Raw genomic sequence first — 20,554 nt, 5'->3', positions numbered from 1 at the left:
TCGATAGGTGAACCATCCTGCACAATTCTGATGATTTTCATGAATCCTGTCGTTTTTAACATAATGGGTATTAAGTGTAGTGTGTTTGTCTATCAATAAGAGATTTATCTAATTTAATTGACATCCTCCCCGACCTAAAGGGCGGGGATTCCTACAGCTAGACGGCCATGCCCGACCGCGAGAATGTTCTTGGCCGCGTTTACATCGCGGTCGCTGTGCGTGACACCACACGCACTGCACATCCATTCTCTTATTCCAAGCCCTGCGATACCTCTCGGCCTGCTATCGGGCAGTGCGCCACAACAGCTACAGGTTTGGGTGGTGTATGCCTCGTTCACTTCCTTAAAAACAATGCCAGCGTGATCGCTTTTATACTTCAGCATTGTTTTTAATTGACCCCAGCCAGCGTCCAACACTGACTTGGCCATCTTGGTTTTAACGAGTTTTAAACTACTGACATTGCCGACATAGATTTCACCGCAGCGGTTGACCAACGTGCGACTGAACTTGTGCAGCGTATCTTTTCTACGGTTAGCAATCTTGGCGTGAATGGTTTTGACTTGAGTTTTATTTCTAGCCCGTTGTGCTATGGCTAATTTTTCCTCAAGACCGCGATAGAAGCGACCCGCCTCCAGCTTTGTGCCGTCCGAGCAGGTGGCTGTGTCGGTTAAGCCAAGATCAATACCGATACAGTCTTGTCCCTTGGGCATCACTACATCAACTTCAACCACCACATTGAAGTACCAGCGGCCACGGGCATCCTCGTTGAACGAGGCAGACTTGAACGTATACTGTGACAGACCGTAGCTGTCCCATACGTTGAAGTAGTGGCCGTTGTGATAAACCTGACCATTCTTCCATTTGGCCATGCCTGTATTGATCGGTATCCAGCCCAGTGAGCGGCGTACACCGCCAGACTTGCGCCAACTAAGGCGTGATTTCTTGAACTGTCTGCGGCGCGTAGCGTACTCAGCACCTACCTTCTGCACCGTGTGACTATGCAATCCCAGCTCTTTGTGCACACCCTGCGTGTACTTCTGGATAGTGTAGGCAGACAAAAACACGCCACGCTCTTTGATTGAGCGGTGACTAAGTTCGTTCACATAGTTCCAGACAAAGTTCACCGACCGCGCCATGTTATTTAGCAGTGGTCGGTGCTTATCTTTAACTCGAACTTTTAAAGTCTTGGTCTGCTTCATGCTTTCGATTATATTTGGTCTATGAGAAAAAACAATACATATAGAACAGGCTGACACTGCGTTTTTGATCTTCATGCTCACTTGGTCTTTATTACGAAGTACCGTGGCGCTGTGTTTGCCGATAATCATCTTAGGTCGCTGGAAAGTATCTTTCGCAGCGTGTGTACGGACTTTGAAACGGAGTTAGTGGAATTCAATGACGAAGCCGACCACGTTCACCTGCTGGTGAACTTTCCACCGAAAGTATCGGTATCGAAACTGGTGAATAGTTTGAAAGGGGTGTCGAGCCGGAGGCTCAAACTGTTACACCCTGAGCTGGTTAAACCTGCATACATGAAAAACGCGCTCTGGAGTCCCAGCTACTACGCGGGAAGTGTGGGTGGTGCTCCTATTTCAGTGATTAGACAATACATTGAGCAACAAGCCCGACCGCATTAAGGGAGGCTAACGCCTCCCAGCGCTATCCTTCCCTGCACTAGAAGTACGGGGCTTGTCACGCATTTTGGTCAATGATGCGACGGGGTTGACTCAAGGAGTTGATTGAGCGGGTAACTCGTTTTGCTCGCTCGACTTAGACTGGTCGGCCTGCTCTAGAGTTACAGCCGGTTCAGCTAGCTCATCATCCAGCGCCAGTTCACCTAACTCCTCATGCGCTGTGACCACCTCAGCCTGTGATTCTGCATCCGCTGCTAAGTCCACTTGCCTGTCTGTGCTTATATCGCTGCTGGCACTCTCGCTATCTGTGTTGAGCTGCGCTGCGGTTGCGGTATTCTCAGTTGCTTGCTTTGCACTCAAGCGGTCTTGGTACTTTTGATAGCGCAGTTCGGCGCGATTCAGCGGGCCTGGTCGCAATCGCCAGGCAGGCCATAAAGCTAAAGCAAATGCCAACCCCATCAACCAGAAGGTTTCTTCAAAGGCTTGATTGTCGGCCTCAGGAGTACCGCCACGCACCTCAAAGCGCCACTCTAAAAATGCCGTGAGCAAGTTAATCCCAAAGGCGCCCCCCAGCTGACGCACAAAGGTAATCCCACTGGCGCCTTGAGCCAGCTGAGCTGAAGTTAAGTTTTCTAAAGAAACGGTATTAATCGCAGGCCCCAATAACCCCATCCCAGCACGGCCAATCGCCGCCCAGATACACAACCACCAGTAACCACTGCTCACGCCCCACAGGCCATACCACGCCTTGGATAAAGCAAACAACAGTAAGCCGATAATTAAAATCCAGGCAAAGTTCACCCGATCACAGAGCCAGCCACTGATATACGAGGCGCAGCCCAAAAAGATCCCCGCTGGCAGTAAAATAAGCCCTGACTGCCCAGCGGTAAAGCCGCCAACAGTTTGTAAAAACAGGGGAATAAAATAAGTAGAGGCATACAAGCCCATACCTAAAGCCAAAGCAATCCAGCTGGCCCGACGATAAGCCGGAATACGCCACAAATCTAAGGGCAATAGCGCATTTTCTTTACCGAGAGTGACCACAAAAAAGCCTATTAAACAGGCAAAAGCTAACGCAATTGGCCCATAAACCCAAGGGCTGTCCCAATTCTGTAATTGGGCCTCAGCTAACCCGCCTAAGCCGGCAAATAACGAAACTGTTAACAACACCAAGGCCAGCACATCTAAACGTTTAGCCTCAGGCTCACGGTCATTGGGCAGCAATAGCGGCCCAACCACCTGCAGCAACACACATACCGGCATCGGCAGCCAAAATGCCGCCATCCACCCATAGGCATCCACCAGATAACCACTGATGGTCGGTCCCACAGTTGGCGCGATCATTAAGCCTAAGCCATAAATACCCAGCGCCCGCCCACGACGGCCATCTTTATACACTCTAAAAATTAGTACGGTGGCCAGCGGCTGAATAATCCCCGCACAGGCCCCTTGAATAATCCGCAACGCAATCAACTGCCAGCCCTCGGTAGCAATCAAAGCTAACACTGAGGCCATCAAAAATACGCCAATACTTAACTGTACGGTATTCTGGGCACCAATCCGCGCTTGAATCCAAGCCGCCAGTAATAATCCAGAAGTCATCGCTGCCAAAAAACCAGTGACCAGCCACTGCGCCATGGAGCGCCCCATGTGAAACTGATTCATAATTTCTGGAAGCGCCACGTTGATACTGGTAGACGACAGCACCATCACCATGCTGCCCAATAGCAATACACTGAGCAGCCACGTCTTATAGCGGGCGCCATAGTGTTTTTGCATCATGTCTAAATCACGGTACATTGACACTTTCTAAGTTCACCAACATGGTTTGATGTAACTGCTGACATAACTCTAGCTGCTCAGCGCTAATCCCCTTAAACACTTGCGCACGTAAGTCTGCGGCAATGCCATCAATTTGCTCGATGCGCTGCCTAGCCAGCTCGGTTAGATAAATATGCTTGGCGCGGCGATCTTCTAGCGCGGCCTTACGCTCGACTAAACCTTCCGCCTGCAAGGCGCTAAGTAAACGGGCTAAGGTGGGACCTTCAACCCCAACTTCAAGTGCCAACTCGCTTTGGGTGGGTGCTTGTTCAAAACGCGCTAAATGCAACAGCACTAACCAGCGTGCCTGAGATAAATTAAGCCCCTGCAAACGCTTATCTAACTCAGCGCGCCACGCCCGAGACAATTGCGCTAACTGCGTTGCAAATAAGTGTTGCTGTGTAATCGACATCCCGCCTACTCTCCCATTCGACTAAGGGCTTTTTACTTAATACTTAATAATCAGCGCTAAGTCTAAACACTTACGTTCGAGAACACACTAGGCAATCGCTAGCCAAATAGTTTATAGCCCCGCCCTTGATCCAGCGCTGCTGAGCCCATTGCCGCGCACTGTATTAAGCCTGCAATAATTGTTGCACCGCAAGATAGGCTTGCTGTTGGCGCTGCGGCCAATCACCAGTAAGCACCTGATACGGCTGCTCATGGCTCACCAACCAGTCTTTAGCCTGCTGAAAAAACTGCTGCCGCTCAGCGAGCTGTGGTTGACAACGCATTCCATCGGCCTGCCAGGGCATACCTTGAGGTGACAACAGCAGCGTTAAGTCATAGTGTTCGCACAGCAACGCGGCTTCAATCCAAGCCGGACAATCATCAAACAGAGTACGACTCCAAAGCATGTTGCTTAACAGATGGGTATCCAAAAGCAATAACTTGGGTTGCTGCGCCCGGGCAGCCAGCTCCTGGGCGAACTGTATTGCGGCAATCAAACTAATGTCTGAGTAACAGGTATCTCGCTGTTTTTGGCTAATAAAAGTGCGCACATATTCATCCACCCGCACGGCTGAAAACTGCTGCTGCAACCACGCGGTTAATCGACTTTTCCCCGAAGATTCTGGGCCACTTAGCACTACGACGCGCATTGGGTTAACTCCTTACGCCATTGTTGCCTTCCATACAACGCCAAGCCACAAAACACTAGGTACAGTCCCGCCGTTAAATACAGTTCAGCTAAACTAAACATCAGCACATATAACAGATCTAGCAGCAACCATAAATTCCAGCATTGCACCCGCTTTTGAGCCATCCACCACTGTGCGACCAAACTAAAACCAGTTAACGCTGCGTCCACCCAAGGCAAGCGCGCATCAGTCAAGGTCAGCATTACCCCGCCTAGCAATAAACTAATCAGCGCCCCCAACAGTAAATCACGCCCCATCTGAGCAGCAGGCAAGCGAGTCACGCGCCGCGGCTGCTGTTGAGCTCCGCCATACAGCCATTGCCACCAACCATAAAGCTGCAGCACGGCATAAATCAGCTGTAATAGCATTTCTGAATACAGCCGCGTTTGAGCAAAAATCAAGCTATATAACACCACCATGGCCAAACCTATCGGCCAAGCCAACGGATTTTGGCGCGCCATCAGGGTGACCGAGCTCAGTCCTAGCAACACTGCTATCCCTTCAAGCCATAGCATGAGCAACAACTCCAAAGCAGTTTCTATGTATTAGTTGAGTAACGCTCAAAATTCTGAGCCCTTTTAGAGTCGATGATAGCCTTGCCAAGCTGGCAGATCAGGCTGACCGCTGCTATCCGGCGTTAGGTGCACATAATACTGATCAAATAACTCAAGCAGCAGACAATGCTCCACCGCTTTCAGGTTGTCTTTATGCTTTAAGTCCGCCCCTAGCAAGAGTTGCTCAAGGGCTTTTTGCTTAGCCTGCTCGGGCGTTTCAGCTACAAACAAGGCAAACTCGTGCAGCTCTGCCAACTGCCCTTGGCGATAGCCTCCGACATTGACAAAAAACAACTTTAACCGGCCTTCTGGCTTGTTCTTACTCAAACTCACAGCGTAACCATCCGCCCAAGTAATCCAGCTATAACCATCTAGGTGCAACTTATGTTTGTCCCCCACCCATGCCTGCCTTAAGCGCGGATAAGCCTGCTCAACTGTTTCTACCGCTACAAACTGTAGATCATGCAGCTCTAAGTTAGCGCCAGTGGCGCCGCCACCTAAATAAAACATGCCTAATTTATATGCCATCAGCCCGCCTTAAACCTCGTCATTAGCAGTCTTAACTCGGCGTTAGTTTAACCCGATTAGCCAGCGATTAAGGAGGTTGATTATTTGTTAGTTGAAGGCTAGTAAAATCTTAGATTTAGCTTAGTATGCGCTGTCCAAAATTCCCTTTGAATGGCGCGCCGCTATGTCTACGACCGCTTTATACACTGATCTCTCACATTACTATGATGTGCTCTGCGCTGAGATTGATTACCCAGCTCAAAGTGATGCGGTACGCCGCCTTAATCAGATTTTTGGCAATGGTGGCCAGCGGCATTTAGATCTAGCCTGTGGCACTGGTGCCCATGTGCAGCATTTTTTAGCTGCTGGCTTTCAATCCCAAGGCTTAGATATCAACCAGCCCATGCTGGATCGCGCGCAACAACGCTGCCCGACAGCGCGCTTTCACCTGCAAGATATGAGTGAATTTGTCTTAGCCGACCAACAAGACTTAATTACCTGCTTTCTTTATTCCATTCACTACAATGCCACTCTGGCCAAGCTCACCGCCTGCATCCAGCAAGCCTATAACGCCTTAGCCAGTGGTGGTGTTTTTTGCTTTAACGCGGTCAATAAAGACAAAATTGACAACCAACTGGTAGCCAGCTACAGCACAGTTCATGCCGATGGGGTATTAAGCTTTCAGTCCGCTTGGCACTACAGCGGCCAAGGCCAGCAGCAACAGCTAAAAATTCAGATCAGCTGCCAAAATCAGCAGCTGCATCACTGGCACGATCAACACACCATGGTCGCGGTTAGCTTCGAGCAATTGCTGGAGATTTTACAACCTTACTTTGAGGTGCATTTATTCGAACACAACTACCACAGTATTCAGCCTTGGGATCAAGCATCCGGGAATGTAATTGTGGTGGGGGTAAGAAGATAGAGTGGCTCAGTAAACTGATAGTTTTTGAGCCACTGTGAGAGCAAGTTGTGAGCCCACTGGATTACCAAGTCCCTTCCGAGTATGCGAAGAGGGCTGCATAATATGACTCATCTCATCTAAGTGGTGCTACTAAAGATAGAGAAAGATCAATGCGGTTAACGCAACTCATGTTTTTCCGCAAGACCCTGTAAATGATTCTGTGTAACTGCCAAGGTTAAATATAATCTTTTAAGCGGTCTTCAAACTCAATCATAAATCGATTCAATGCCGGTTTCCAATCTCTGATCGGCATGGTCCACTTCTTGGACGCATTTTGGATTGCCAAATAGATGACTTTCTTAGCCGAGTCATCGGTTGGGAACAGTTTACGTTTTTTGATGGCTTTGCGGATCACGCTATTCAGCGATTCAATGGCGTTGGTGGTGTAAATCACCTTTCTGATATCAGCAGGATAATTGAACAGGGTATTGAGGTTATGCCAGTGCGTCCGCCATGACTTGCTGATTTGTGGGTACTTGTCGTCCCAGTGCTCAGCAAATTGGCTCAGGGCGAGCAAGGCTTCTTCTTCGGTGACTGATTGGTATATTTGCTTTAACTCGGCGGTGACGGCCTTGTAGTCCTTCCAGGGCACATATTTGACTGAGTTGCGTACCATGTGAACGATACAAAGCTGAATTTGAGTCTCAGGGAAGACCGCATTAATGGCATCAGGGAAGCCTTTTAGCCCGTCAACACAGGCAATTAATATATCTTTTACGCCCCGATTTTGAAGCTCAGTGAGCACATTAAGCCAGAACTTAGCGCCTTCATTTTCAGACAGCCATAAGCCTAATAGCTCTTTTTGGCCTTCCATATTCACGCCTAGAGCAAGATAAACGGCTTTGTTGATAACATGCTTATCTTGGCGGATTTTAACCACAATGCAGTCCAGATAAACGATGGGGTAAACCGCATCCAGTGGCCGTGACTGCCACTCAACTACCTGATCAATAACGGCATCAGTGACTTTAGATATGAGGCTTGCAGACACATCTGCGCCGTACATTTCTTTGAAGGTATCGACAATTTCTCGTGTCGTCATGCCTTGGGCATAGAGAAAAAGGATTTTATCATCCATCGAGGTAAAGCGAGTTTGGTGCTTTTTCACCAGCTGCGGTTCAAAATCACCTTGTCGGTCACGTGGCGTATCCAGCTCAAACTGGCCGTCTTCAGTGCGCACGGTTTTGCGCGTGACACCGTTGCGGCTGTTTTCTGAGCTGGACTGCTCGTGCTTGCGATAGCCTAAATGCTCGTCAAGCTCAACGCTAAGCGCTGCTTCAACCATTACTTTGGTGAGCATGGCTCGCATGTCTGTCAGGTCTTTTTCAGTTTTAATACCTTTTGCCGCTTCGCGTGCAAAGGCTTCGAGGTCTTTTTTGTTCATCGTCTGTTTATCCTTCCCGTTAGGGGTCAATGATAAACAGTTACACAGATTTAATTACAGTCTCTTCCGCAAGCGTTCGTAATTGGCATTCCAAATCTATTAGAGCTTTAATAATATCTTCAAAACTGGGCTTTTCACCAAATAGCATTTCTTGCATCTGCTCGTAATCAGCTTTTAATGCGTCTATATGAACCTCAGACGGTTGCAATAACAAACCGGCTAAAGTAGCGCATTGATAATTAGCCCAACCACTAGGGTAGAACCTTTGTTTAAAGGTCACAACTTCCTTTAACAAGTTCACTTGCTCAAGCGCCTGTTGCGACAAGCCCGTTTTAAGCAGTTTGTACACATCGTAATAGTGGCGAGCATAACGACTGGGCAATGTTTTATCACTTGGGCGGTGCGCTTCTGCATGTAGGATAGTCAGCTTTTCCCAAAATGTGCGCGCCACAAGGATGGTCGGCACAGAGATGTGAGTCTGCTTAAATACAGCTGGAAAATACTTTGCGGCATAAGACTCTACCTCACACCATTCCATAGGCAGCATCGCCGCCAACGGTCCAATCTCCAAACGAACTTGCGGTCTTAAGTATGTCGAGACAAAAGCTTGAGGATAAGCAATATTAATCGTGTGAGGATCATCAGTATCAATAAATAACTCACAGGTATCACCCATTAGCTCGATCAAACGAGGCAGTAAGGTGCCTGCAATATAACTTTTTGATTGCGCGTTAATCGCTTGATTAAGCCGCTCCTGTTTGGTTTTACTGCGCGCTGCTTCTGGGTTTTCTTCTGTTAGCTGTGTCCAGTCTAAAATCAGATCGATATCTTCAGAAAACCGTTCAATGGCGTTATAGCACTTAGAAAGACTCGTTCCGCCCTTAAAGCGTAAACAATGACTAAGTTGCTTATCTTCAAATAAATGCAATAAAACCCAGCATATCCAAAAATCTTTCTCAGCCGCAGCAGCGGTGATATTCATAGCGCTAGCAGTTTCACTGAACAGCTCTCTGCGTTCTCGCTCTGTAAGTTTGGCGATAGTTTTCATTGTGCGTCCTTGCTTAACAATACCTGACGAATACGTTGCACGATCCAGCCCGTCACATACTGGGTGTCTTTTAAAATCCGTTTTACCAGTAATTCTGATAACTCGCCACTTTCAACCACATCCTTAATACCGCTAGTGGCAGCTAAATAATTACGAATTTTATTCTGTTGCTCTGTGGTGAATGGCTGATCACCTAAAGCCTGAATGACCTGCACCAATATTTCACTTTGCTGATACTTTAAGCCCAGCTGAGTAAAGCGCGTTTTTTTGAACTCAATTGTTCTGCTACCCACCTGATAGCTTTTACTCGGGCCATCACTTAAATACAGATACTGAGTCGGCACTTGCGTCGATAAGCCCATCATATTGAGCGCGGCATTACCTGAGACTTGAATCTGCCAGCCGAACTTACGCGCGAGCGCATGTGCAACTTGATCGATGTCGGGGCTGAGTTCTTTTTTAAGCAGTTTGCTATAGGCAGGATAATCGTAAAGACCGCGCATTACGCGACGAATAACGCCTTTGTCAGCTAAACGGCTTAAGGCTCGATCAATGGTTCCGGGCTCGCCAAGGGTGGCAAAATCTTTTCTAGAAAAAGACCACCCCCTACCATTACCGTATATTCTATAAAGCACAGTATTTTCAATGCTTTTAGGCCTTATCATGATAAATTATTGTCCGGAAAAGCGTGTGTTATTTCAGACAAGATAGCAACACAGATAGCGAGCAGGCAAGTTTATTAGCTAACCACCTTCGCGGGTTACTTCTTTAACAAGTCGAGTTGATCTTATTCCATTACTTTAATCATAGCTGCCTTCATAGCTTGCATAGATCAATGCTTGTAGTGGTCACACCGACTTATAGTTAATCCAGTAATTTTCCTCAGCTTTATTTGGACTCATGCCACCATTATATTGATGAGGCCTTAGCTGGCTGTAATACCAGATTAAATACTTAACGATATGACACTGCGCTTGGGTAAATGCGTAGTAACCATAAGTTGGCATCCATTCAACTTTTAAACTTCTAAAAAAGCATTCCATTGGCGCGTTATCCCAGCAGTTGCCGCGTCGACTCATGCTCTGTTTGATTTGGCACTGCCAGAGCGTTTGCCGGAATTTACGGCTCGTATAATGACTGCTTTGATCGCTATGAGACATAACTCCTTTAGGCTTTCATAGGCTATTTAAAGCGCCTTACTGGTCAGCGCCCTGTCGGCCGGTAATAACTTAGCTCAGCCGACATTCATGACTTTCGCTGCCTGCCGAACCGGTGTCTGTCAAATTAAGTTGTAGATTGTTGAGGTTGTGCTGGCAGTAATCACTTTGAATCACACCATTTATTCCAAACCAGCCTTTCGTACCAATCTTCCAGTGGTGTTATCCATCCGGTACTTGACAATGCTGCCGTCAATAATGCGCCTAGCAGCCTCCATGGCATCTTCTAAAGAAACAGAGAACCATTCATTCGGATGGTAGCTTTTTCCGTCCCGACCAACCAGCGTCATTCTCAAGCGTTGCGCATATAAGAAGCCATGGATGAGTGATTCAAACTTATTTGGATTCAAGTTGTAACACTCCATTGAGGCCAGTATTTTCACTGGGGCTTCAAGAAACGCTGTATCACGCTCAGCGTTTTTGGTTCGCTCTTCAACTGTCTGCTCGGTATAGCCGATTTTAATTAAATTCGGTATTGCACGTAGAGCTGGGTTATCACTCATTGTGGTGACAAAGTAGATTTGGCCAACTCGTTTGTCTTTGTGGCTAACATTATTAAAAGCATCTACTACCGAATCTGCATCTTGGATAATGCGCCTGCTGGTTTTGTCTTTATACATCCTACGGCCAAACGAGCGCAGCAAGTGGTTTGACTCAGTACCGTTTTCAAAAATGATTCGCAACCTTGGATTAGGGCGGCCAAAATTGTCTTCTTTATACTCGCCGACCTCATCAATCAAGCAAAGGACACCATCCATGATAAACGCATCACCCTTACGTATCTGTAGCTCTTTTTGGAAGTGAACGTGCTGTAACTCACCCGATTTTAGCTTGGCCTGAATGTCTTTAAAGATACTTTCAAACTTATAAAAATCAGCGCAGTGGGTTTGCTGTGCAATTTCATCAGGCATATCTCTATCAGACGTTAATGGCACATGCGTCATATCAAACAAGCTTTGATCACCGTGATCCAACTGCGCAAATATATCGCTGCTGAAAATATCATCGAGACTGGTAACTTCTTCAGCACAGATTGGTTGTTCTGCTTCGCAAGACTCAACCGTACTGTCATCACCTGATTCAATCGCATCTAGGGCAAAAGGCTCTGTGGTGCTGTGTGGTGCTGGTACCTTATTGGTTAGCAGGTTGTGCCGGTCGTATGAGCTCAATACCGGATACATGTCCGTATTATCGATATAACTTTGCAGTCTGCGAGCTAGTAACTTCTCTGCCAGCTCACCCTCAGCATTTGGTTGACGCCCCTCTTTATCGATAAAGGCATTAACCTCTTCAAACTTAGACACCTCAAGCGAGGCGCCACCACTGACTTTTTTAGCTTTAACATTTAAAAGGCCAAACTCATCTGGACCATTAAAAATATCATCCAACGATAGTTTCTTACGCTTACCATGCTTAATTGACAGCATAGACACCTCCCTATGATTGCTGAACCTGCGCCTTACGCTCTTGCGCTTTACGTTTGATATAAGCCAGCGCTTCAGCTAAGCGCAGTTCATGGACATCGCTGGAAGACGCTGACGGCTCACGTTTCTTTTCCTTTATAAAGTCATTGATACGCGGCCAAAGAATCACAGCCTCTTCCTCGGTCATATTGGTGCGCATACCAATAACCGTATCCTGAATGGTTTTCAAAACAGTGGTTGTCACAGACTTAGAAAGAATTTCATAAGCACCCTGAAATGGATTGACCTCACGTATCAAGTCGATATTCAGGTGTTCAATATTCACAAATTTATTACCAATTAGCACAAACTTGCGGTTTTTCTTTGGCTCTTTACTAGATGCAGAAGATTCACCTGTTATTGGCGCTTTATAATCAGCTGGCTCGTCTGCAATCTCAGCACCAGCCGGTAAATCAGTCTCATCAAATAGGCCACCTGTAGATTGAATGGCCATAGACGTATAAACCGCATCGGCAACCGTTTGCACCTCGCTTACATCCATGTCGGGATATAGCTTTTCGATCACCTTGGGGATAGCAACCTCCGCAAGCACTTCAGTGTCATCATTACCTGTAATGGCTGGTGCTATTACTTCAGGTGTTTGCAAAATGGCAGCCTTGATGTTGTCCATGTTCTCAAGCGCTTTAACAACCTTGTCTGATACCGGCGCAGAGCTGTCTTCAATAATGACTGTACCCGGCGCAACCATTTCACCCAGCTTCATCTTGGAGCGCGGCTTAAAGTTAATCGCTGGCGCTAGCACCTGCTCCATCAATAGCGACACAGTGATCGCTTTAAGCATATTGTTGACTGAAACTTTTACATCGTCATCCTCGGCATCAGGTTGGGCAATCAAGTTAGTGAACTGCGCATGCGTTTTACCCTCTGAGTCACGGGTAGCTCGACCAATAATCTGCACAATCTCTGTCAGAGATGACCGATAACCAATCGTTAGAACATGCTCGCACCAAGGCCAGTCAAAGCCTTCTTTTGCCATACCCAGCGCAATGATAATGTCCATGTCTTCGGCTTTGTTGATACTACGCAGATAGTTTTGTATCTCAACTCGCATTGGGTTGTCATCAACAAGGTCTGCGACTTTTAAGAGTCTGCCATCCTTAGTGCGCACGGTGATGATGCCGGTTTGCATATCCTTCTCAACCACATCGCCAATCACATCGAGAATATGATCCACTTCCGAGTATTTGTCCTTAGTGGACTCGACCGAGTTGACGTTAGGGATATGGATGATGGTTTTCTTGCTGGTATCCAGCACTTCATGCAAAGCATCAAGGTAGCGACCAGTGTAGAAGTGGTAGCCAATACCGAGGGATTTTAAGTGCTGGTAGCCATTTAACTGCTCATAGTACGAGTAAGTGACTTGGGTGAACTGTTCTTCATCTTCTGGCAGCAGAATAGGTACGGCGTCGCCACGGAAATATGAACCAGTCATGGCCACAATATGGGCATTAGAACCTTTCATCACGCCGTCAATTAACTCGCCAAGACGGTTATCCCCCTCAGCAGAGGTGTGGTGAAACTCATCAATAGCCAGTAGCGTATTGTTAAAGTCTGCAGGCTGTAATTTCTGGTATGCAAAACGCAATGTGGCATGAGTACAGATAATGATACTGGCGTGCGGGTCAGCTAAAAAACGAATAAACGCTTCAACCTTTTTGCTCTCGCCACCGGGAATGCACAGGTTATAACTCGGCTGGACAACCCAGTCGGCAAAGAAGCTGCCATCAGTCAGCTTGGTATCTTTAAACGAGCCACCAATCGACATTTCAGGCACAGCAACAATGACCTTTTTCAACCCTTGTTTATGGAGCTTATCTAGCCCTAAAAACATCAGTGCGCGCGACTTACCCGATGCGGGTGGCGCTTTAAGTAGTAAGTACTGGGCATCACGTGCCTCATAAGCACGCGCTTGCATTTCACGCATGCCCATAGCATTGAGATTTGAGCTTTTGCCGGTTTGTTTGTAATTAACGGTCAACAAATTAGCCATTACGACTTACTCCCCTTTTTCTTTTTTGCCAACGCCTGTTCTTTCTCTGCCGCAATTAACTTTTCATAGCGGGCAAATAGATGCTCTAAGCGCTCGGAAGCATCACGGAATGGCTTCTCTCTATATAACGCCTCTACCGCACGATCTAAATTCTTGTGCGCCTGTAATAAAGGCTCGGGCATGATGTCCGGGTCGTACAGCTGCGCTAAGGTCTTATCTGGGTAATCCTCACGGATAAGTAAAACCTCTTCAGCTAAAGACTCAATATGCTTACGCTTGGGCTCGGTCACATTAGGCCAAGGGAAAGTGTTGTAAACCAGAGTGGCTGAATAACGGTAACGACTTTCTAATCGTCCAGCTACGGTACGCATCCAGTCGTTATGCATTTCAGAGGTGAGGATACCGAACTCGTAGAGGGTAGCATCAGGTACTATCTGCAAATCGTTATTAGCAATTACTGAGCTGTTTTTATAAGAGATTGGTATATAGTCGCGAGTTTCTGAGGATGTGCGCGGTATAGCAAGATAGTCACCTTCTTTCGGCTGCCTTATCTCTGTAAAAAGATGTGCTGTTTCAGCCTTTCTTTGCGTCTGAAGCTTGGCACTTGCTAGACGAGTTTGACGTACTCGCTCTACACGAGCATCTACTTCTGGCATGGTTTGAAGCTGCTCTTTAGTGCAATCAACCAACCACAGGCAATAACGTGTTCTTCCAGATAGCACATCTTCAGCTCCCTGGTATTCTCTAATCCATTTTTGTGATTCAGGCTCTATTTCAATGAGATGCTCTCTTTCATGAGCATTCAAAATCAAATGCCCACCGTCTGCGGCAATACTTCCATTTGCAAAAGCTGCTACACATGACAGTGGTTTTCGCCTTGGAAGGGAAATTGTATTACTTCCTTCATGCAGATAAGGGCTGATATTTGACACTAATTTTGGATGCCACTCTCCACCAACTAACTTAAAGAGTTTTTTAACAGCGGGGTTTGCAGACAAGCCAATAATTACAACATGTACAGCAGCGTTATCTTTTGCACTATTTTCCCATTTAAATGGGCTCTTCGCATTTAAGGGTGTAGCTGGTTTCTAAACCCTCCGGATTTCAGCAGGCACCTGGCGATGTAGTTGGTTAAATTTCTAAAGCCCAAAGCAGTGCCTCGCAAGTGTTCTAGCCGACCATTGATAGCTTCTGTAGGTCCGTTGCTGGTTCCTGGTCGGTCGAAGTAGGCCAGGATGCTATCCGCGTATTTTTTCAGCGTTTTTCCCAAGCCTTTCACCTCGATGAGCGCTTTGGGCAAGTCACTGGCTGTAATGATATTTATGACCTCTTCCATGAGTTTTTTACCACGCCTTCGATCCGGCTCGTTGTAGGCGCTGACCACCCGTTGGTACATGTTCCAAGTGCAATCCACTTCGAGGTGGTGCTCATCTGCAAACAGCTGGAACAGTTGCTTTTTGTTGGCGTCAGACAGGTAGCTGATCCGGGTCAGCAGCGTTCGACGGCTTTTGTAGAGCGGGTCGTTTTTACGCCCTCTACGGCCTAGGACGTCTTGTTGCACACGCCGGCGGCATTCATCCAGCATGTTGCTTGCCCAGCGCACCACATGAAAGGGATCCAGCACGGTTTGGGCTTGGGGCAAGGCTTCTTGTGCCGCAGATTTAAACCCCGTAAAACCGTCCATGGCAATGCTTTCAATCTGGTCACGCCAAGCCTTGGGACGATTGTTCAGCCACTGTTTAAAGGCTTGTTTGGAGCGGCCTTCCAGCACATCGAGCAAGCGGGCCGGCCCAGTTTTGTTACGCACGGGCGTAAGGTCAACCACGATGGTGACGTACTTGTCACCCCAGCTTGTATGCCGCCAGACATGCTCATCCACGCCCAGCACGGTCACACCGTCAAAACGTGTCGAGTCATTAAAAAGCAGGCGCTGACCTTCGTTGATAATAGCGCTATTGGCGGTGTGCCAGGCAACGTCCAGATGGCTCGCAACACGGGATACCGACAAGTCATCCAGCACGATGGCAGCCAATGCCCAGCGTATCGCTCCATGGGAAAGCTTTGCGCGTGGCGGCGCAGCACTGCTGGTATCTTCGTGCCAGAAGCAGCCGCAAATACAACGCCAACGCCGAATACGCAGCAACAATGTAGTTGGCCGTTGCCCGTAAGGTGTGTGAGCAAGATACCTATCGACCGTGCCGCGTGAAACGCCAGCAGCACCGCACTTGGGGCACGGCTCAGGTGCTTTGGTGAAACGGCATTCGATGACGGCGCGTTCTGCACAAAGATGTTGTCCAGTGGCAGTCAGGCCGAGGATATTTAGTTGGCAAAAGCTGGAAAGGTCTGGGCTGGAAAAGGTAAGATTGCTCATGTCGGGGGCTTGGTTTTTGTTGGTGTAGGAGCTTACATTTTCCAAGTTCCCCGGCACCTTTTCCAGCCGGTCAGATTTTTTCCACACCCTCAAATGCGAAGAGCCCCATTAACTCCCGTTTTATTGTCATTGCCGGTGTTGTAATGCATCAGCACTTTACCAATGTCATGCATAAGCCACCGATAAACACACAATCCTGAGCGCGCTTTGGCAAGTTGTATTGAACAGCCATCATTAATCGAAATACGGTGACTCTTCTTTATAAAGAAACCGCGCAGCGTATTGAGCTCGATGCTCTCGACAAGCTATGCAAGCTATTTCAATGTGAGTTCAGTGATTGGTTGGAGTACTTACCAGTCAAGACAGAATAGGCGGGAAATGGCCAAGGATGGCACAGTAATATGTAGGAAAAATAAGATTTTAGATGGTGTAAAAAAAGACTTAAGGTCGTTTTTACTGAGTTAGTAAAATTTGGTATGAGCGATTTGTCACACATACGTCACAGAAGTATCACAGAGGTTTTTTAGGCGGTTTTTAAGGCAGGAATCGCAGGCATAAAAAAAGCCCTAACTTATTGAAAGTTAGGGCTTTAGTATCTGGTTGCGGGAGCCAGATTTGAACTGACGACCTTCGGGTTATGAGCCCGACGAGCTACCAAGCTGCTCCATCCCGCGAGAGCCATTATACACAGGTAAATCACTAACGCAAACTTTATTTTAAATTCTCTTAATTATCAAACACTTAAACAGAAAAATAGGTATTTTGCTCTGAGTTGCCAAACACAAGAAACAAGACAATAAAACTAGCGCACAGCTTACAACCGGCGCTTTGCTTTAAAAGCGCTAAAGGTAGTATTGTTTAGGCATGTATCTTGCTTAAGCTAATGGCTACTTTAATCGGATTCTGTACTCATGAAAGCTTCGCTCACTCTTTCTACTTCTCAACAACTAGCGCTCACGCCCCAGCTGCAACAAGCGATCCGTTTATTGCAAATGTCCTCACTGGATTTGCAGCAAGAGATTCAAGATGCGCTAGAAAGCAATGCCCTACTCGAGTCGGTGGATGAGCATGAAGAGTTCTCTTTTCAAGAACAGGCCTTAGACACTTCCTCGCCGGCAGAAAAAACCACCAACCAACAAGAACCAGACAGTCTCCATACGGATCACTCCGAGACCCAAGAGTGGGAAGAAAAAATTCCAACCGAACTGGCCCTTGATACCAGCTGGGACGATGTTTACCAAACCAGCGCCAGCCATTTACCAAGTACGAGCGATGAAGACTGGGACTATGGGGCTAATACAGCCTCTGACACCAGTTTAAAAGACCACTTACTGTGGCAACTGAACTTACTTAAGCTATCTAATAAGCAGCAAGTAGCCGCCCTCGCCTTAATCGATAACCTTAACGAGGCGGGTTACTTTATTGATAGCTGGGAGCAGTTACTGCAACAACTGCAGCACCAACTCACTGACCTTAGTCAGAGTGAAGCCGAATCATTATTGCAACAGCTGCAGTTGTTTGAACCTGTAGGGGTATTTGCGCGAAGTTTAGGCGAGTGTCTGAGCTTGCAGTTAGCTCAGCTTCCCGAAACCACTCCGTGGCTTGCTCAAGCCCAGTTACTCTGCAGTAAGTACCTAAACTATCTAGGCGAAAAAGACTTATCTCCTCTGCTTCGGCGCATGCGGATTAATCAAGAGCAGCTCAGCCAAATTGTTAATCTGCTAAAAACACTCGATCCTAAGCCTGGCTTGCAGTATGAAACCGCTAGCACTGAATATATCGTGCCTGATTTGATTTTGAGCAAAGTACAAGATCGCTGGCAAGTTGAACTCAACCCCAATAGCTTACCGCGGATTCGGCTGAGTCAACCTTCAAGTCTAGCGCCAGGCAACACAGGGCAAGGCTTTGTTAATCAGCAATTGCAAGAAGCCCGCTGGTTTATCCGCAGTTTACAAAACCGTGGCGAAACGCTTCTTAAAGTAGCCAACGCGATTTTAGAGTTTCAATATGATTTTTTTGAGCGTGGCGCGCAATATATGAAGCCTCTGGTATTAGCCGATGTGGCCGAGGTGCTAGAGATGCACGAATCCACCATTTCGCGTGCCACCGCACAAAAATATATGCATACTCCATTTGGGGTTTATGAGTTGAAGTACTTTTTCTCCAGCCATGTCAACAACCTTGATGGAGAAGACTCTTCCTCAATTGCAATCAAAGCCAAAATTCAAGCACTGATTAAGCAAGAAGATCCCAAAAAACCCTTAAGTGACAGCAAGTTAGCAAACCTTCTAGAAGCTGAAGGAATTAATGTCGCACGGCGTACTGTGGCTAAATACCGCGAAAGCCTAGACATCCCTTCGTCTAGTGACCGAAAGCAACGCTTTTAACCCCACAACAGGTTAATTTAGAGTACAGTAAAGCAACATAGAAATTAAAAAGAGTGTAATAACTACGAGGTCTAGCCTCTAGACCTCTTTCTAAGAGCAAAAAGGAGAGTCCTATGCAAGTTAATATTTCTGGTCATCAGTTAGACGTAACCGAAGCGATGAAAAACTATGTAAACGATAAATTTGCCAAGCTTGAGCGACACTCTGATAAAATCACCAGCGCTCGTGTTGTTATGAGTGTTGAAAAACTAAAGCAAAAAATCGACGCCACTATTTTAATTGCTGGCGGCGAAGTGGTTGCTAACTCAGAGCACGAGGATATGTATGCAGCTATCGATCTCTTGGTCGATAAGCTAGACCGTCAACTGATTAAGCACAAAGAAAAGTTACTTGATCGCAATAAAGGTGCAGTTGAGCACTAACCTCACATGATCCGATTAGAACAAATCCTGACCCCCAGCCGTTGCCAAGTCAACGCGCTGGGTGGCAGCAAAAAACGTGTCCTTGAACAAATTGCTGCCTTAATCGTAAGCGACTGTCCTCAACTTGATGAAGACACCCTCTACGAAAACTTAATTGCCAGAGAGCGCCTAGGCTCTACCGGCTTTGGCGATGGCATTGCTATCCCCCACTGCCGCATGGAAGGCTGCAGCACCCCGATCAGCGCCCTACTGCAACTAGAAACAGCAGTCGATTTTGACGCGATTGACGGTGAACCGGTGGACTTATTCTTTGTCTTACTGGTTCCTGACGATGCAACTGATCAACACCTTGAGCTGTTACGCCAAGTGGCTCAACTCTTAAATCAGCCCGAAGTCTGCGAGCAACTGCGCTCCGCTTCCAGCAGTCAGGCACTCTATCAAACAGTTATTAATGCTCAATCCTTACTTGAGGTATAGCTATGCAGCTGGTTATTGTCAGCGGTCGATCGGGCTCAGGAAAAAGTACAGCGCTAGCGGTACTAGAAGACAACAACTTTTACTGCATTGACAATCTACCCGCCGAGCTACTGCTTAATCTGGTAGAAAATACCCTACTGGCCAATGACCCTGCTACTCAACAGGTTGCAGTGTCAATTGACGCGCGAAATTTACCGCATCAGTTAGAGCAACTGCCGCAACTGCTAGCACAAATCAAGCAACGCAATATTGATTGTGATGTGCTGTACTTGGATGCGAGCAATGCCAGCTTACTTAAACGTTTTTCTGAAACGCGCCGCCGTCATCCGTTGACTAAAGGTTCACTGTCGTTAGCGGAGGCGATTGAGGCAGAAAAGCAGATGCTGGCGCCTATTGCGCAGCTAGCTGACCTAACCATTGATACCACGCAACTTAATTTATACCAGCTAGCCGACTGCATTAAGTTACGGTTACTGGATAAACCCGAACCTACCACCTCGATTTTATTAGAGTCTTTTGGCTTTAAACGAGGCTTACCAATTGATGCGGACTTAGTGTTTGATGTGCGCTGTTTGCCTAACCCTTATTGGGAACCAGAATTGCGCGCCTATAGCGGCCAAGACGCGCCGGTACACGAATACTTTGCCCAGCAGCCTGAAGTAGGCGAAATGTACGCCGATCTCTACGCTTACTTAAGCAAATGGTTACCCCGCATCGCCGATAGCAATCGCGCCTATGTCACGGTCGCCATTGGCTGCACAGGTGGCCGCCACCGTTCAGTGTATTTGGTGGATCAATTAGCTAAAGCGCTGGATGGCAAGCTGCCCAACTTACAAATTAGACATCGCGATCTGCATGCAAAGCACTAATTCCTATGCTCACAACCCAGCTCACTATTGTTAACCAACGCGGCTTACATGGGCGCGCCTCCATGAAGTTTGTTGAACTAGCCCGCCGCTTTCCCTGCGAGATACAAGCAGGCACCTCGCTAGAGCAACTGGTAGACGGTAAAAATATTTTATCTTTAATGCTACTGGCGGCGGCCAAAGGGCAGCAAATCGTGATTACCGCCAAAGGCGAAGCGCAACAAGAGGCCATTGCGGCCCTCAGTGAATTGGTCGAGTCAGGCTTTTACGAAGAGCAATAACGCTTACC

General features: G+C 47.3%; 20 protein-coding genes, 1 tRNA gene and 3 pseudogenes. 8 read left to right on the top strand and 16 right to left on the bottom strand.

Annotated features, from left to right (window positions below; genetic code table 11):
- Nucleotides 1-134: 134 nt before the first annotated feature.
- On the bottom strand, nt 135-1,199 hold the full coding sequence (locus tag AC2T15_RS03450; RefSeq protein WP_053099499.1) for an RNA-guided endonuclease InsQ/TnpB family protein: 1,065 nt from the start codon (nt 1,197-1,199) through the stop codon (nt 135-137).
- A gap of 21 nt (nt 1,200-1,220) precedes the next feature.
- On the opposite strand from AC2T15_RS03450, the pseudogene tnpA reads away from it, so the two are divergent.
- A pseudogene (gene tnpA, locus AC2T15_RS03445) lies at nt 1,221-1,637 on the top strand (IS200/IS605 family transposase).
- A gap of 90 nt (nt 1,638-1,727) precedes the next feature.
- On the opposite strand, the gene AC2T15_RS03440 reads toward tnpA, so the two are convergent.
- From AC2T15_RS03440 to AC2T15_RS03420, 5 genes are all read right to left on the bottom strand, one after another.
- Nucleotides 1,728-3,434 (bottom strand): DHA2 family efflux MFS transporter permease subunit, encoded by a 1,707-nt coding sequence (locus AC2T15_RS03440; protein ID WP_486778736.1) that lies wholly within the window; start codon nt 3,432-3,434, stop codon nt 1,728-1,730.
- Nucleotides 3,424-3,867, bottom strand: a complete 444-nt coding sequence (locus tag AC2T15_RS03435; protein ID WP_486778735.1) for a MarR family transcriptional regulator — start codon at nt 3,865-3,867, stop codon at nt 3,424-3,426. Before AC2T15_RS03435 ends, AC2T15_RS03440 begins: the two co-directional genes overlap by 11 nt.
- 163 nt (nt 3,868-4,030) lie before the next feature.
- Nucleotides 4,031-4,555 (bottom strand): AAA family ATPase, encoded by a 525-nt coding sequence (locus tag AC2T15_RS03430; protein ID WP_486778734.1) that lies wholly within the window; start codon nt 4,553-4,555, stop codon nt 4,031-4,033.
- Nucleotides 4,543-5,109, bottom strand: a complete 567-nt coding sequence (pnuC, locus tag AC2T15_RS03425; protein ID WP_486778733.1) for a nicotinamide riboside transporter PnuC — start codon at nt 5,107-5,109, stop codon at nt 4,543-4,545. Before pnuC ends, AC2T15_RS03430 begins: the two co-directional genes overlap by 13 nt.
- Nucleotides 5,110-5,172: 63 nt before the next feature.
- On the bottom strand, nt 5,173-5,676 hold the full coding sequence (locus AC2T15_RS03420; protein ID WP_486778732.1) for a DUF1543 domain-containing protein: 504 nt from the start codon (nt 5,674-5,676) through the stop codon (nt 5,173-5,175).
- A 163-nt stretch (nt 5,677-5,839) separates the two neighbouring features.
- Here AC2T15_RS03420 and AC2T15_RS03415 point away from each other — a divergent pair, with 163 nt between their 5' ends.
- Nucleotides 5,840-6,580 carry a class I SAM-dependent DNA methyltransferase gene (locus AC2T15_RS03415; protein ID WP_286592844.1) on the top strand — a complete coding sequence of 247 codons (741 nt, stop codon included), beginning with the start codon at nt 5,840-5,842 and terminating at the stop codon, nt 6,578-6,580.
- Nucleotides 6,581-6,794: 214 nt separating this feature from the next.
- On the opposite strand, the gene AC2T15_RS03410 is transcribed toward AC2T15_RS03415, so the two are convergent.
- The 9 genes and pseudogenes from AC2T15_RS03410 to AC2T15_RS03370 all read right to left on the bottom strand — a co-directional run bounded on the left by AC2T15_RS03410 (nt 6,795) and on the right by AC2T15_RS03370 (nt 16,113).
- Nucleotides 6,795-8,003: an IS256 family transposase gene (locus tag AC2T15_RS03410; RefSeq protein ID WP_486778731.1), complete on the bottom strand. Its 1,209-nt coding sequence runs from the start codon at nt 8,001-8,003 to the stop codon at nt 6,795-6,797.
- A gap of 40 nt (nt 8,004-8,043) precedes the next feature.
- Nucleotides 8,044-9,051 (bottom strand): nucleotidyl transferase AbiEii/AbiGii toxin family protein, encoded by a 1,008-nt coding sequence (locus AC2T15_RS03405; protein ID WP_486778730.1) that lies wholly within the window; start codon nt 9,049-9,051, stop codon nt 8,044-8,046.
- On the bottom strand, nt 9,048-9,686 hold the full coding sequence (locus AC2T15_RS03400; RefSeq protein WP_486778729.1) for a DUF6088 family protein: 639 nt from the start codon (nt 9,684-9,686) through the stop codon (nt 9,048-9,050). Before AC2T15_RS03400 ends, AC2T15_RS03405 begins: the two co-directional genes overlap by 4 nt.
- Nucleotides 9,687-9,899: 213 nt before the next feature.
- A pseudogene (locus tag AC2T15_RS03395) lies at nt 9,900-10,226 on the bottom strand (integrase core domain-containing protein); the annotation flags it as partial.
- A 164-nt stretch (nt 10,227-10,390) separates the two neighbouring features.
- The gene (locus AC2T15_RS03390; protein WP_486778728.1) at nt 10,391-11,695 is read right to left on the bottom strand and encodes a GIY-YIG nuclease family protein; all 1,305 of its coding nucleotides are present in this window, start codon (nt 11,693-11,695) and stop codon (nt 10,391-10,393) included.
- Nucleotides 11,696-11,705: 10 nt separating this feature from the next.
- Nucleotides 11,706-13,742, bottom strand: coding sequence for a DEAD/DEAH box helicase (locus AC2T15_RS03385; protein ID WP_486778727.1), 2,037 nt, complete (start codon nt 13,740-13,742; stop codon nt 11,706-11,708).
- On the bottom strand, nt 13,742-14,674 hold the full coding sequence (locus tag AC2T15_RS03380) for a type IIL restriction-modification enzyme MmeI (RefSeq protein WP_486779008.1): 933 nt from the start codon (nt 14,672-14,674) through the stop codon (nt 13,742-13,744). The genes AC2T15_RS03385 and AC2T15_RS03380 overlap by 1 nt, the downstream gene beginning before the upstream one ends.
- Nucleotides 14,675-14,719: 45 nt before the next feature.
- Nucleotides 14,720-14,797: pseudogene (locus AC2T15_RS03375) on the bottom strand (DNA methyltransferase); the annotation flags it as partial.
- 14 nt (nt 14,798-14,811) lie between these two features.
- Nucleotides 14,812-16,113, bottom strand: a complete 1,302-nt coding sequence (locus AC2T15_RS03370) for an ISL3 family transposase (RefSeq protein WP_486779007.1) — start codon at nt 16,111-16,113, stop codon at nt 14,812-14,814.
- Nucleotides 16,114-16,343: 230 nt separating this feature from the next.
- On the opposite strand from AC2T15_RS03370, the gene AC2T15_RS03365 reads away from it, so the two are divergent.
- Complete coding sequence (locus tag AC2T15_RS03365) at nt 16,344-16,484, top strand: helix-turn-helix domain-containing protein (protein WP_486779006.1); 141 nt, start codon at nt 16,344-16,346, stop codon at nt 16,482-16,484.
- A 226-nt stretch (nt 16,485-16,710) separates the two neighbouring features.
- Here the strand turns inward: AC2T15_RS03365 and AC2T15_RS03360 are convergent.
- Nucleotides 16,711-16,787: transfer RNA gene (locus AC2T15_RS03360), tRNA-Met, on the bottom strand.
- A gap of 237 nt (nt 16,788-17,024) precedes the next feature.
- Between AC2T15_RS03360 and AC2T15_RS03355 the strand changes: the two genes are divergently transcribed.
- The 5 genes from AC2T15_RS03355 to AC2T15_RS03335 all read left to right on the top strand — a co-directional run bounded on the left by AC2T15_RS03355 (nt 17,025) and on the right by AC2T15_RS03335 (nt 20,546).
- The gene (locus AC2T15_RS03355) at nt 17,025-18,500 is read left to right on the top strand and encodes an RNA polymerase factor sigma-54 (protein ID WP_486778726.1); all 1,476 of its coding nucleotides are present in this window, start codon (nt 17,025-17,027) and stop codon (nt 18,498-18,500) included.
- Between the two features lie 113 nt (nt 18,501-18,613).
- Nucleotides 18,614-18,922, top strand: a complete 309-nt coding sequence (gene hpf, locus AC2T15_RS03350; RefSeq protein ID WP_053101533.1) for a ribosome hibernation-promoting factor, HPF/YfiA family — start codon at nt 18,614-18,616, stop codon at nt 18,920-18,922.
- A 6-nt stretch (nt 18,923-18,928) separates the two neighbouring features.
- Entirely contained in the window at nt 18,929-19,399 is a 471-nt protein-coding gene (ptsN, locus tag AC2T15_RS03345; RefSeq protein ID WP_486778725.1) for a PTS IIA-like nitrogen regulatory protein PtsN, read from the top strand.
- Nucleotides 19,400-19,401: 2 nt separating this feature from the next.
- Nucleotides 19,402-20,268: an RNase adapter RapZ gene (gene rapZ / locus AC2T15_RS03340; RefSeq protein WP_486778724.1), complete on the top strand. Its 867-nt coding sequence runs from the start codon at nt 19,402-19,404 to the stop codon at nt 20,266-20,268.
- 5 nt (nt 20,269-20,273) lie between these two features.
- Nucleotides 20,274-20,546, top strand: coding sequence for an HPr family phosphocarrier protein (locus AC2T15_RS03335; protein WP_286638130.1), 273 nt, complete (start codon nt 20,274-20,276; stop codon nt 20,544-20,546).
- Nucleotides 20,547-20,554: the final 8 nt, after the last annotated feature.

The sequence above is a fragment of the Thiopseudomonas sp. SA1F2-1K genome, assembly GCF_057443035.1.
The sequence above is the reverse complement of the archived record's forward strand: the minus strand, read 5'-3'. Positions and strand labels throughout refer to the sequence as shown.

What these genes read in the sequence shown, in the direction of transcription:
- AC2T15_RS03450 (WP_053099499.1), bottom strand. Translation starts at nt 1,199, where the DNA reads ATGAAGCAGACCAAGACTTTAAAAGTTCGAGTTAAAGATAAGCACCGA.
- AC2T15_RS03440 (WP_486778736.1), bottom strand. Translation starts at nt 3,434, where the DNA reads ATGTACCGTGATTTAGACATGATGCAAAAACACTATGGCGCCCGCTAT.
- AC2T15_RS03435 (WP_486778735.1), bottom strand. Translation starts at nt 3,867, where the DNA reads ATGTCGATTACACAGCAACACTTATTTGCAACGCAGTTAGCGCAATTG.
- AC2T15_RS03430 (WP_486778734.1), bottom strand. Translation starts at nt 4,555, where the DNA reads ATGCGCGTCGTAGTGCTAAGTGGCCCAGAATCTTCGGGGAAAAGTCGA.
- pnuC (WP_486778733.1), bottom strand. Translation starts at nt 5,109, where the DNA reads ATGCTATGGCTTGAAGGGATAGCAGTGTTGCTAGGACTGAGCTCGGTC.
- AC2T15_RS03420 (WP_486778732.1), bottom strand. Translation starts at nt 5,676, where the DNA reads ATGGCATATAAATTAGGCATGTTTTATTTAGGTGGCGGCGCCACTGGC.
- AC2T15_RS03415 (WP_286592844.1), top strand. Translation starts at nt 5,840, where the DNA reads ATGTCTACGACCGCTTTATACACTGATCTCTCACATTACTATGATGTG.
- AC2T15_RS03410 (WP_486778731.1), bottom strand. Translation starts at nt 8,003, where the DNA reads ATGAACAAAAAAGACCTCGAAGCCTTTGCACGCGAAGCGGCAAAAGGT.
- AC2T15_RS03405 (WP_486778730.1), bottom strand. Translation starts at nt 9,051, where the DNA reads ATGAAAACTATCGCCAAACTTACAGAGCGAGAACGCAGAGAGCTGTTC.
- AC2T15_RS03390 (WP_486778728.1), bottom strand. Translation starts at nt 11,695, where the DNA reads ATGCTGTCAATTAAGCATGGTAAGCGTAAGAAACTATCGTTGGATGAT.
- AC2T15_RS03385 (WP_486778727.1), bottom strand. Translation starts at nt 13,742, where the DNA reads ATGGCTAATTTGTTGACCGTTAATTACAAACAAACCGGCAAAAGCTCA.
- AC2T15_RS03370 (WP_486779007.1), bottom strand. Translation starts at nt 16,113, where the DNA reads ATGAGCAATCTTACCTTTTCCAGCCCAGACCTTTCCAGCTTTTGCCAA.
- AC2T15_RS03355 (WP_486778726.1), top strand. Translation starts at nt 17,025, where the DNA reads ATGAAAGCTTCGCTCACTCTTTCTACTTCTCAACAACTAGCGCTCACG.
- hpf (WP_053101533.1), top strand. Translation starts at nt 18,614, where the DNA reads ATGCAAGTTAATATTTCTGGTCATCAGTTAGACGTAACCGAAGCGATG.
- ptsN (WP_486778725.1), top strand. Translation starts at nt 18,929, where the DNA reads ATGATCCGATTAGAACAAATCCTGACCCCCAGCCGTTGCCAAGTCAAC.
- rapZ (WP_486778724.1), top strand. Translation starts at nt 19,402, where the DNA reads ATGCAGCTGGTTATTGTCAGCGGTCGATCGGGCTCAGGAAAAAGTACA.
- AC2T15_RS03335 (WP_286638130.1), top strand. Translation starts at nt 20,274, where the DNA reads ATGCTCACAACCCAGCTCACTATTGTTAACCAACGCGGCTTACATGGG.